The organism is Lacrimispora indolis DSM 755, from assembly GCF_000526995.1.
Taxonomy (GTDB): Bacteria; Bacillota; Clostridia; order Lachnospirales; family Lachnospiraceae; genus Lacrimispora; species Lacrimispora indolis.
The window spans coordinates 3,854,232-3,865,940 of record NZ_AZUI01000001.1 but is presented as its reverse complement, the minus strand read 5'-3'; the positions used below and the strand labels follow the sequence as shown (position 1 = coordinate 3,865,940).

Here is an 11,709-nt window from a genome sequence, read left to right as displayed (position 1 = left end):
TCCGCCCATGTTTTCTGGGCATAAAGGTATGCCCGCAGGGCGCTTCCTCCCAAAATTCCTTTTATCTTAAATGTTTAAAATACTCTTCCAGCACATGCTTGATATAATAATATCTTCTTGCATAGGAATTTTCCACCCGGATCAGCTGGAATCCATGCTCCCGGCATATGGCCTCTTTCCTCTTATCCCGTTTTTTTACGGACTCATCAGCCAGATGTTCCTTTCCATCCAGTTCAATGGCAAGCACCGGGATCTCTCTGTCACCAAATTCCTTTTCGTAGAGGACAAAATCAAACCGCCCGTTATAAAACAGTCCGTCTCCCGTGGTATTTTCTTCAAACACCTGGGATATGGCAACTTCTTTTTTTACGGAGCACTTCCTGTTATCGCCCAGTATGTTCTCAAGGGCATGATTTAAGCTGATCAAAAATGCTCTTTCTGTCTCCGTACTGTAAGGCTTTACACCCAAGGCTCTGGAATGGACCTCATCGGGGGTAACCTCACACGCTCCCTTTGTCTTTACATATTCCACCAGTTCATACACATCATCCTTTTCCTCTCCCTGGTGGAGCCTGTCTAAGTTTTTCCTGTCAGATACGATCACAAGCTGTTCCCTTGCCCTTGAAGTAGCCACATTGATCAGCTCCCGGTTATTTTTCAGCCACTCATAGGTCTTTTTCGGAGTCTGGTCTGTAAGGGCCAGGGAAAACAGGATGATATCCTTTTCATCCCCCTGAAAGGCATGGACCGTACCGCAGCTTACGTCATGAATTCCATTTTCAGCCAGCATTTCGCTGATGCATTCCTTCTGATTGGTAAAAGGCGTAATGATACCGATTTTCCGATCAGGAAAGGCTTTCACATACTCCACGATGGTTTCCGCTTCCTTAGGAGCCGTATTCTTGTAATCCGTCCGGTTGTCCTTGACATCCATAAAGATCAGAGGATTTTCCGACTGGACCCTGCTGTCTATATTCAGCCGGTTGTTATAATACTTCATGTTATTAAACTGGATGATCTGTTTGCTGCAGCGGTAATGATGACGGAGCAGGATTTCATCGCTGACGGAATCATTGGCAAGAAAGGCTTTGTATATGGAATTTTTGCAGTAATCGTATTCATCAGGGACCATATACCGTTTCTTTAAAATCTCATTGTCCTTCCTGTCCAGGAGGATCACCGGATTTAGCTGCTGGGGGTCTCCTACCAGGAGCAAATTCTCACCCCGGATTATGGGAACCAGGGAAAGGGCTGTATTACACTGACTGGCTTCATCCATTACCACCAGATCAAAATATGGCTCCGGATGACCGATTTTATGGGAGGAAATGCAGGTGGAGGCCACCACAGGGAAAATGCGGAGAAACTTTTTCACATTTTCAGGATTTCCCAGATATTCATTAAAGGCCTTTACCTGGTCTGCCTTGTCCTTCATCTCCACAATATTCCACAAATCTGCATTCTTAGGCTCTCCAAGCCTTTTTAAATACTTTACGGAAGTAAAATTAAGATACTTTTTAAACTCCTCTTCATCATCCTCCAGAAGAGCCAATGCCTGTTGGTCGGTCACTTCTCCGATTTTTTCCAGCCTTTCCTTTACTCTCTCCAGCTGACGCCCCTGAAGGTCTGTCTGGAAGGTCAGATGCTTATTGACTGCCATCAGACATTCGATGGCTTCCTTTTGCTCTCTTAAAGCAAGGATTTCCTCGTGCCTTTTAAGAAGAGAGGTCAGCTGCTTCATGCGGTTTGCCTTATCATCCCTGTTCTTTTCCAGAGTATTTTCAAACACCTTCCACTTTTTCACCTGTTCATAAAGCTCCTTCATATGGGAAAGGGCCTCAGAAACCTTTTCATCACTTCCCAGGCGGATGACCGGAAAAGGAATCAGGCCGCTTCCTTTGTAGGTAATGGACTGAAGATCCTTAACCACCGTATCAATGGGATGATTATTATAGGAAGTAAGAAGCACAGTCTTTTCATTAAAAAAGGCCGTTACAATGGTGTTGACGATGGAATAAGATTTTCCGGTCCCTGGAGGCCCCTGGACATAGGTCACAGGATATTTCACTGCATTATGGATCGCAAGAAGCTGGTCTAAGTTCGCCTGGCGCTGAAGCAGGGTGATGGGATAATCCTTTCTTCTGTCTGCCTTTGCGGTGAGGTTACCAAAAAAAGCTCTGACCGGATAAGTCGCCCTGCCTTCCTCAAACATGGTGAGTATGCCGCCGTACTCGTAATTTAGATCCACTTTTACCTCTGATTCCAGGGCAATGAGATAGGGCCTGTCATCCACTCCCCCTGCGGCAGAGCTGCCGCTTATGATCCGGTCCTTAATGAGCTCCTGATTCTTTTCAAAATCATCCAAAAGATCATATTCGGATGGGTCAAGAAACTTACGGATGCTCTGACACTCTCCGCTGATGGTGAATTCTCTGCATATGGTGATTTCCTTTGCCGGCTTCAGCACCCGCCGTTTTACATCAAGGAAAAGCCGTTTGTATGCCAGAACATAAAGAGACTCCCGCTGCCGCCCCTTTCCTTTGACCACAATGCTGAGCACATTCATGGAAAGCTGACGCAGTTTCCAGCTCTTCCTGTTTCCCGCTCCGGCCGCTTCTTCCTGAAAGCGGTTTACGATCTCTTTAAACTGGGCATCGCTTAAAGGATATTCTCCTTCAGTCAGACATTCCCCATCCAAATGGTGAATGAGGGAATAATCGCTTTGGTAGGGTCTTGTGTCCAGACGGCTGCAGTCCGTCAGATAATCCAGTATTTTTAAATTCACGGAGGAAGCAAAGAGGTTCCGGTATTTCTCAGGGTTTTCACTGATGTCCTGGACAAGGAGAGGATCCACTTCATAATAGGAGCCCTCCACCACAGAAGAAGATAGGATGGAATCCACATAAATACACGGAAATTTATCCGCAGTAAACAAAGTCAGGTGAAAGCCCTCCACCTTCAGGGTTTTGTTTTTTGGGTCAATGCCGTGAATGGCAATCCAGTACTTGGTTATCTCATCCTTTTTATTCCTGTATTCAATGCTCAGCCACTTTCCCTCATGAACTGCTCTAAAAATATTTCTGGCCGTTTGTTCCATAAAAACTCATCCTTTGCTCTTTGTACCTGTAAGCCGCTTTTTTTCAATCATACCATAATTTTCAGGCTATGAACAGGGAGATGTAAGACGATTCAGGACAGACCAGGAGTAACTTTTGGGGAAATACAATACAGGGCAGCAAGTCACCCTTTCTATAGAAAAGGCGGCTGCTTACAAAAACAAGCCGCCGCCTCTCTCATTTGCCTGCATAACTTCAACCTTCGCTTACTAATCGGTTTTCTAGTCATAATTTCAATTTCCGCGCCTTTGCCCGTTAACCGTTTCAGCACAATTCCTTCGCACAGGTAAAAACAGCTCTCCATAGCCTTTCATTTCCAGATTCTCTGAGCACAAGAATATTAATGACACCTTTCCGAACCTCTTTTGCAACATAGCCGTACTACATTACAATCTTGGCTAAACGGTTAAAACTGCACCCGGTTCCTGCCTTCCTTTTTAGCCTGATAAAGAAGACAGTCAGCGCTTTCAAGAAAGCTTTCCAGTTGTTGGCATTGATATGGAATCGCGCAGATTGCACTAATGCTGGAAGTTATCCTTGTAATCTCATCAGAATTACTCCTGGGCACTTCCAAAGCCTCGATTCTGGAACGTATTTTCTCTGCAATTAATAATACTTCTTCCTGACTGATTTCCGGTATGAGAACAGCAAATTCTTCGCCGCCCCAGCGGCATGGTATATCAGTAGCACGTTTTAAAGTATTTTTCAAAACATCTGCCACAGCTTTTAGCATGATATCTCCCTGCCTGTGGCCATATGTATCATTGTAATTTTTAAAGTTGTCCAAATCCAACAGCAGCAATCCGATGGTAGTTTTTTTCCGTAATGCCCGCTGCCATTCATATTCCATATGATAATCAAACTTACGGCGGTTTGCAAGGTCGGTCAGGGCATCGTAGAAACTAAGTTTTTCAATAGTAAGCAATTGTTCTACGATTTTAATATGGGTTTTTACACGTGCATTCACCAAAACTTTGTTAAAAGGTTTCCGTACATAGTCGACCGCACCCAAACGCAGTGCTTTTTCCTCATCCGCATCAGTATCCAGTCCTGTGATAACAATAACGGGAATGTTCTGAGTGGATTGATTTTCTTTCAATTCCTTCAGGATATCGAACCCATTTGCATCCGGCAGTATGATATCAAGCAAAATCAGATGAGGACGAAACCGCCTGACCATTCGCATCGCTTCTTTGCCAGTCGACACAACGTTGACGTAGTATGTATCCTGTAAGGTATCCACCAACATTTTCTGGCCTATTATTCCATCCTCGACAATGAGTATTTTATATACAATTTCATTTTCCATGATAATCCCCCTATGTTATCGCCGAACAAAATAGCCAGAAACAGCCAATGTGGGAATACTCATAAAAACACTGGGGCAGACATTTGAATGACACCCATTTCGTCATGTACATTGGCAGAACTTATGTTTTACATATTTTACCCTGTGGCATTTATATTGTCAAGACAGGCTTACCCTTATTGTACCTCTTTTCCCTGGAATCACGTAAAATGTCCGCCCGATTCCTTCACACAGACTAAAAACCGCTCCCCATACTTCTCATACTTAAATTCTCCCACTCCGGATACCGACAGCATTTCCTCTTTTGTCTTTGGCTTCACCATACACATATGTACCAATGTCTTATCCGAAAAAACAATATAAGGCGGTACTTTTTCCTCCTTGGCTATCTCCATACGAAGTGCCCGTAAGGTTTCAAACAGCTCTTCATCTTTTTCTGAAAGGCCAGCACCGGATGCCGCTGACATCTTGTTTTTCTTTGATTTCTTCTCTTCCTTTATTTTCGCCGTATGCTCCTGTTCTTTCGCCATTTTCATGACAACAGATCCGCCATCCGCTAAAACTGCCTTTGACCTTTCGGTCAGTTTTACAATGGAATACTCGTCATTTGTGACTGTCAGGAATTCATTCAGCATCAAATAATTCATAACCTGTCTAAGCTTATAAGCCGGCACCTTTGCCAACGCTCCATAATAGGCATTCTGATCCATCCGGTAATTCCGGATTTTCGCAGTATTAGCTCCATGAACTGTATCAATAATCACATTCACACCATACCGCTGACGGCAGGATTCCACACAGCCTGTCAGTCCCTTTGCAATATCCGTCACATCCACTGTCTCGAACTGACTTAAGCAGTTGGAACAATTCCCGCAGTAATTCTCTCCATACTCCCCAAAATACCGCAGAATGTAATCCCTGAGACATTCGTTTGTAAAGGAGTAAAAGGTCATCTTTTTAAGCCGTTCACGGTCCCGTTCCATGACCATCCGGTGTGTAAGGGGATCCAGCTCCTGATTGTCCTGGTTGTTGTCGATGAACATCTGGTTGGTCACCACATCCCGGCCGCTGTACAGCAGGATGCATTCTCCCGGTTCTCCGTCTCTGGAGCACCGGCCCACCTCCTGATAGTAAGATTCCAGGTTCTTCGGCATGTTGTAATGGATGACAAACCGTACATTGGATTTATCGATCCCCATGCCAAAGGCGTTGGTTGCCACCATGATCTGACTTCTGTCGTAGATAAAGTCATCCTGGTTCTTCCGCCGCTCCTCATCGCTTAATCCTGCATGATACTTGGTCGCAGAAAATCCCTCCTGATTCAGCCGGTCACATACCTCTTCCACCAGCTTCCTGGTCAGGCAGTAAATGATTCCGCACTGATCGGGATGACACTCCACATAGTTCTTTAAAGTGGCATACTTATCCTTTGGGGACTGGACTCCCAGATAGAGATTAGGTCTGTCATAACCGGTAGATACCACAGCCGGTTCCCGGAGCATGAGAATATCGATGACATCCTCACGGACCTCTTTTGTAGCAGTGGCCGTAAAAGCGCTGATGACCGGACGCTTTGGAAGCCTGTCAATGAAATCCACGATTTTCAAATAGCTGGGCCTGAAATCCTGTCCCCACTGGGAAACACAGTGAGCCTCATCCACCGCTACCATGGAAATATTTGTGTTCAATGCAAAATCCAGAAATTCATCCGTTACCAGACGCTCCGGTGCTACATAAATAATGGGATACCGCCCTTCCCGCGCATAGGCCAGGGCCTTATAATACTGACTTGCAGTTAAAGAACTGTTAAGATATGCGGCGTGAATGCCTGCCTGATTGAGAGTTGTTACCTGATCTTTCATGAGAGAGATCAGCGGGGAAATAACCAGTGTGATTCCTTCCATCATGAGAGCAGGAATCTGAAAACACAGAGACTTTCCGGAACCGGTTGGCATGATCCCAAGGGCATCCCGTCCGGCTAAAATGCTGTCAATAAGAATCTCCTGCCCTTCACGGAAACTGTCGTAACCGAAATAGTGCTTTAATGCTTGATGTTTATCCATATAACCTTTGTTTCTGCTCCTTATCTTTTGTTTTTTCTTTACTGTATCCATTATACCATTTGTATTTGAAATATGCCACAGGGTTTCTTGAATTTAGAGATTTAAATACCATATCCATGCCTTTCCTTCCAATACAGAGTTTTGAGAAATACTGGCACTGCACGATAGAAATATATCACCAGTTAAACAAAATGCCAATCTCCCCTTTTCATACCAGACAAAAAAAGACCGCCTCTGTTCTATCTATCAAACAGTATGACGGCCTCTTGTTTCTAATTCAAGCCCGTTACTTACAACAAAACCAATGGTATTACATTATTAATCTGCTCTTCGATGAAGTTCAGAAACTTCGGCTGCTCCATATGATGTATTCTTATTGAATATTCAGTCCTTTTCCTCATAATCAAAATAATCAAAGTCCGCATATGCATGGCTTCCTGTAAAGTCCTGGCAGCAGATTCCCACAAATGCCCCGGTAAACCGCTCAATCTTTCGCTCTTTAAAATACTCGTCTGAGAGCTTGCTATATTCCACATATCCTCCCACCGTATTCCATGAAATTCCGTCAATAGAATAATAGAATCTGGCCATATCATAATAAATCTCTGCACGCAAATACACTTTTCCCATATCTGGAATCACAATTTCTTCCTGCAGCGGATAAGAGAATTGGTTTAAATCATTAATCATAAGGTTAATAATCCTTCCCTTTTCTTCATCTCTGCTTACATACAGATAAATATAGTTTGTTGTATCATAAAAACAGGTAAGTCCCGCCATTTGCTGAAAATTCCCAGGTTCAAACTCCAGCGAAGTCTCCGCTCTGAATACAAAACTCTGCTGGCGTCTGGCAACAAAGCTTTGGCGGAATCTGGAGCTCAGTGATTCATGCCCATACAGTCTTAAATAACCGCTTCTCTCTGTCAGGGACATCATGCTTTTATCCAAGGGAATGCGGAGCGTCTGGAAATTAATGTCCAATTCAGGGCGATCAAAATCATCCCGTACCGGAGCCTTTTCCACAATGTATTCTTCCCGTACCGGGGCCTCCACCCATACCTCTGCCGTATGCCCTTCTCTGTTTAACCGCAGCCAGCCGTCATCTGTCCACCTTACCTTCTGTATGGCAGTCTCCCTTCCCATTATGGAACGGCCCTTTGAGGGCAATGGACGACCGCATAAATGTACCATATACCATTCTCTATCCTGAGTTTCCACCAGGTCAGCATGTCCTGTCCGCTGCAAAGGCAGGGTACAGTCATACCTTGAGGTCATGACCGGATTCTCCGGGTCCGTCTCGTAGGGTCCGTCAATCCGTTCGGCCCTTGCCATGGTAACTGCATGATTATAGAATGTACCTCCTTCTGCGGTTAACAGATAATAGATTCCGTTTCGTTTGTATAGATGAGGTCCTTCTACGGTTCCAAGCCCGCTTCCCTTGTAAATCACCTTTCTTTCCCCTATCAGTGCTTTTTTTTCAGAAGAATATTCCTGTAAAATTATTCCCTCCCACTGTGGAAATCCTACCTTTGGACCCTCTCTATGACTTAGCAATGCGTTCACCAGCCATTTACGGCCATCCTCATCATGAAATAAAGATGGGTCTATTCCGCTTCCGTGCAGATATACAGGAGCCGACCAAGGACCTTCTATCCGGCTGGCTGTGGTCAGGTAATTCCTGCAATCCCAAAAACTTCCTGACACATTCTTTACATCCGTATAAACCAGATAAAAAATACCCTGGTCATAAGTGAGACATGGCGCGTAAATACCGCCTGAATCAGGATTTCCCTCCATATCTAAAAGTTTTAGCGTATTTAAGGGATGGGCTATCAATTTCCAGTTTACCAGATCTGTTGACTTATGTATTTGAACCCCCGGAAACCATTCAAATGTGGATGTGGCGATAAAATATTCGTCTTTCACCCGCACAATGGACGGATCCGGATTAAATCCCCGAAGAATCGGATTTTCTATCTTTCTCATATGTACTTATCCTTTCACCGCACCGGCAGACATTGCCTCCGGAAGCTTTGCACTCACAAACATATATCCGATAATGCTGGGAATTGTCGCAACCACCAAACCGGCACCGATGGGGCCCCAGCTGGTCGCATATTCTCCTACCATGGATATGATTCCCACCGTAAGGGTCTTTAAACCAGCCTTGTTAATAAAGGTATTTGCAAACATCAATTCATTCCATGCCGTAAGATAGGTAAAAATGGAAACCGTAGCCAAAGCCGGCTTCACCATGGGAAGCATGATTTGGACAAATGTCTGATAAACATTGCATCCGTCAATCACTGCTGCCTCCTCCATTTCTAATGGTATTGTCTTAAAAAATATGGTCAGTACATTGATTGCCAGAGGAATGGCAAATCCTACGTACGGTAAGATCAGTGACAACCTTGTATTCAGGATTCCCACCTTGCTGAAATTCAAAAATAAAGGCAGCAGGGAAGCATGGACCGGAATCATCATTCCCATCGTAATAAATAGAAGAAATGCATTGCTTAGCCCCCACTTGAGCCGTGCAATGGCATAGGAGGCCATTGTGGATACAATAATCGTAATGATAATCGTGGAGCCGGTGATAATTACACTGTTTATCAAATAAAGTCCCACCTTTGCTCCGCCAATTGCCACCAAATAATTATTAAATACCCATGGGGACGGCAGGCCAAGTACATTTCCTCCGAATATCTGTGTATTATCCTTTAAAGAAAACATAATCAGCCACAAGAGGGGAAATATTTGGATAACTGCATATATGCACAGAATCAGAAATACCATTTTCTTTGCGATTCCTGATTGTTTCACTTGCTTCATGGTGTACTCCTCTCTAATAGGTATACTGCTTTGGCTTCCAGAGATTAATTAACACGGTGAAAACCAGACATTCAATTACAATAAAAATAGCCATGGAACTCCCATATCCATAAAGATTTTTCTTGAAAATATTTGTATACATTAACGTACTTGCAACTTCCGTAGCATGGTTTGGACCACCTCCGGTCAGCACATAGATAAGGTCAAATATTTTCAGAGACCCGATCACTGCAAGCACCATGGAAGTCTTAATCGTTGGAAGAATCAGCGGTATGATAATTCTGACTGCTGTCTGGAATCTGGTAGCTCCATCAATCTCAGCCGCCTCAAAGATATCCTGGGGAATCCGTTTTACCCCTGAATAAATCAAAAGCATATGATAGCCAATATACTGCCAGATCACTACTACAAAGGCACACAGCAGAGCAGTGTCCGGATTTCCAAGCCATGCAACTGCCTTATTCAGAAAACCCAGCTTCATTCCAATGGAATTAAGCATGCCATAGGTGGGATTATAAATCATTCCCCAGAGCTGCCCTAAAACCACCGAGGACAGAAGTACCGGTACAAAAAAGACTGTCCTGAAAAATCCTTCTCCTTTCACTCCCCTTGCCAGTATAATTGCCAGTGCCGTCGCAGGTACCAATTCCCCAATGACTGAAAGACCTGCCAGTAAAAGGGAATTCTTAAGGGCAGCTACAAATCCATCCGTATTATGTATAAACAGGGATTTATAGTTATCCAGCCCCACAAACATCTTTTTCGTAATCCCATCCCATTCTGTCAAGCTGTAATAAAAAGACATTCCAATGGATGTAACTACCACAAACAAGAATATCAACAGTGATGGGAATATAAATATGAGGATTGCTTTTTTATTACTCAACATCTTATTCATGGTTATCTCCTTTTTGAAAGAGCAGTCCATGAAAAGGACTGCTCTCATCATTTCTTAAACTTACTGCAAAAAGGTTTTATGCTTTTCTATAAACTCGTCTGGAGTTATTGTCTTCATAAAGGTTTCTGTCACCGTTTCCAGATGGTTGGTCGCTTTTTCACTTGTCAAAGCAGTATCCCACCACAAGGAAAGGCCGGTACAGTTTTGATACAGGTTATAGGCATCTACCAGCAGCTGATTTTCAATCGTGCTTGTATCCACCTGGCTCTTCCATGTGGGCAGGCCTGCCCCGCTGGTAAATACGTTCTTTGAAAAGCTCTCACACATAAACTTATATACTTCCACTACTTTTTCCGGATTTTTCGTCTCGCTGTTTATCATAAAAGTCTGGTCAGCACCCCCCAGGAATTCATTGGGATCACCTTTCCCCCCTTCCACCACAGGGAAGTTCAGTGCAACAATATCGTCTTTTATAGGAGAGTCAAAGATATTGGCGCATAACCAGCTTCCGTTATAGTACATGGGCATCCCGCCTGACAAAAACACTGCCTGGGATTCATCCTTGCTGATTGCAATGGCACCTTCTGTAAACGCCCCTGCATCTATCATTCCCTGATACAGCTCTACAGATTTTTTGATCTCCGGAGTGTCAATGGTTGCTTCACCATTTACCACTTGATTGACATAATCAGTTCCTGCTTCCCGCATGGTCAGGGCGTTTAAATACATGGCTGCAGTCCAGGTATCCTTAGCACCTACGCACATGGGAGTGATTCCCTTGTCTTTAAATACGTTGATTGCATTCATCAATTCATCATAGGTTGCCGGCAATTCCAGTCCTGCCTCATCAAACATGGATTTATTACAATACAACAGTCCAATGTTCACGCGGGTTGGCAGTCCATACAGCTTGCCATCGTATATAAAATTATTGGTAGTGCCTTCTATTATCTTTGCTTTTGTCTCATCATCCATGTAATCATCCAGACACATCACCTTTCCTGCATCCACAAATGCTTTAGAAAAGCCGCCTCCCCAGCTGTAGAAAATGTCCGGCGCTTCACCGCCTGCTATAGCTGTTTTAATTTTCGTCTTATATGCGTCTCCGGAATCCGCCACAGCATCAATGACAAAGTCCACCTCCGGAAACTTTTCCTCCATTTCTGCCAAGGTCTTCTTAAAGCTTTCCGCAGTTCCTCCGTTTCCTTCGGGCCATACATGCCACAAGGAAATCTTTATCTTATCGCCAGACTGGGTTTCTTTTCCTGCAACACTTTCCGGCGTCTTCCCGGAAGAAGATCCTCCACACCCTGCAAGCCCCATTGCCATAGAAGCCGCCAAAATCATTGCCAGTACTCTTTTCAACTTCATTTTCCTTACCTCCCGTAAATTTCATTTGTGCTTTGTCTGCTATGAAAACAGTATAGCTGCCATTTCCTTTATTTTAAACTGAATAAAATGACCTGTTATCCCGAATATTTTTACTTTTTC

General features: G+C 43.9%; 7 protein-coding genes. All 7 read right to left on the bottom strand.

The window, feature by feature from the left end:
• Positions 1-61 precede the first annotated feature (61 nt).
• The gene (locus K401_RS0118455; RefSeq protein ID WP_024294343.1) at positions 62-3,097 is read right to left on the bottom strand and encodes an AAA domain-containing protein; all 3,036 of its coding nucleotides are present in this window, start codon (positions 3,095-3,097) and stop codon (positions 62-64) included.
• 425 nt (positions 3,098-3,522) lie between these two features.
• Complete coding sequence (locus K401_RS0118450; protein WP_024294342.1) at positions 3,523-4,425, bottom strand: GGDEF domain-containing response regulator; 903 nt, start codon at positions 4,423-4,425, stop codon at positions 3,523-3,525.
• A gap of 200 nt (positions 4,426-4,625) precedes the next feature.
• The gene (recQ, locus tag K401_RS0118445) at positions 4,626-6,488 is read right to left on the bottom strand and encodes a DNA helicase RecQ (RefSeq protein ID WP_024294341.1); all 1,863 of its coding nucleotides are present in this window, start codon (positions 6,486-6,488) and stop codon (positions 4,626-4,628) included.
• A 384-nt stretch (positions 6,489-6,872) separates the two neighbouring features.
• Complete coding sequence (locus K401_RS0118430) at positions 6,873-8,474, bottom strand: glycoside hydrolase family 43 protein (RefSeq protein ID WP_024294339.1); 1,602 nt, start codon at positions 8,472-8,474, stop codon at positions 6,873-6,875.
• 6 nt (positions 8,475-8,480) lie between these two features.
• A complete protein-coding gene (locus tag K401_RS0118425; protein WP_024294338.1) occupies positions 8,481-9,320 on the bottom strand; it encodes a carbohydrate ABC transporter permease in 840 nt (279 codons plus the stop codon).
• 13 nt (positions 9,321-9,333) lie between these two features.
• On the bottom strand, positions 9,334-10,218 hold the full coding sequence (locus K401_RS0118420; protein ID WP_024294337.1) for a carbohydrate ABC transporter permease: 885 nt from the start codon (positions 10,216-10,218) through the stop codon (positions 9,334-9,336).
• A 60-nt stretch (positions 10,219-10,278) separates the two neighbouring features.
• Positions 10,279-11,589, bottom strand: a complete 1,311-nt coding sequence (locus K401_RS0118415) for an ABC transporter substrate-binding protein (protein WP_024294336.1) — start codon at positions 11,587-11,589, stop codon at positions 10,279-10,281.
• Positions 11,590-11,709 lie beyond the last annotated feature (120 nt).

What these genes read in the sequence shown, in the direction of transcription:
- K401_RS0118455 (WP_024294343.1), bottom strand. Translation starts at nt 3,097, where the DNA reads ATGGAACAAACGGCCAGAAATATTTTTAGAGCAGTTCATGAGGGAAAG.
- K401_RS0118420 (WP_024294337.1), bottom strand. Translation starts at nt 10,218, where the DNA reads ATGAATAAGATGTTGAGTAATAAAAAAGCAATCCTCATATTTATATTC.
- recQ (WP_024294341.1), bottom strand. Translation starts at nt 6,488, where the DNA reads ATGGATAAACATCAAGCATTAAAGCACTATTTCGGTTACGACAGTTTC.
- K401_RS0118415 (WP_024294336.1), bottom strand. Translation starts at nt 11,589, where the DNA reads ATGAAGTTGAAAAGAGTACTGGCAATGATTTTGGCGGCTTCTATGGCA.
- K401_RS0118425 (WP_024294338.1), bottom strand. Translation starts at nt 9,320, where the DNA reads ATGAAGCAAGTGAAACAATCAGGAATCGCAAAGAAAATGGTATTTCTG.
- K401_RS0118450 (WP_024294342.1), bottom strand. Translation starts at nt 4,425, where the DNA reads ATGGAAAATGAAATTGTATATAAAATACTCATTGTCGAGGATGGAATA.
- K401_RS0118430 (WP_024294339.1), bottom strand. Translation starts at nt 8,474, where the DNA reads ATGAGAAAGATAGAAAATCCGATTCTTCGGGGATTTAATCCGGATCCG.